Genomic DNA, 237 nt, shown 5'->3' with positions numbered 1-237 from the left:
ATCGCTTTCGCCGATGCTCATGGCGCCGCGGGTGGGATGAAATCGCTGCCCCACCTCTGCGGCGGCATGGATGGTATCGTCCAACCGGCCACCGTGGGGAAACAGGTAGAGGTGATCCGAGGTCAGGCTGCAGCCCGAGAGCGCCAGTTCTGCCAGCCCCAGCGGGGTGGAGACCTGCAGATGCGCAGCCCCCTTGCGCGCCCAGATCGGGTAGAGCGTCTGAAGCCAACCGAACAG

General features: G+C 65.8%; 1 pseudogene. It reads right to left on the bottom strand.

Annotated elements, in window-relative coordinates:
- Positions 1-237 (bottom strand): annotated as a pseudogene (locus tag R0J92_RS26475) (8-oxoguanine deaminase); the annotation flags it as partial.

The organism is Tritonibacter sp. SIMBA_163 (genome assembly GCF_046535935.1).
Classification (GTDB): Bacteria; Pseudomonadota; Alphaproteobacteria; order Rhodobacterales; family Rhodobacteraceae; genus Epibacterium; species Epibacterium scottomollicae.
The sequence above is the reverse complement of the archived record's forward strand: the minus strand, read 5'-3'. Positions and strand labels throughout refer to the sequence as shown.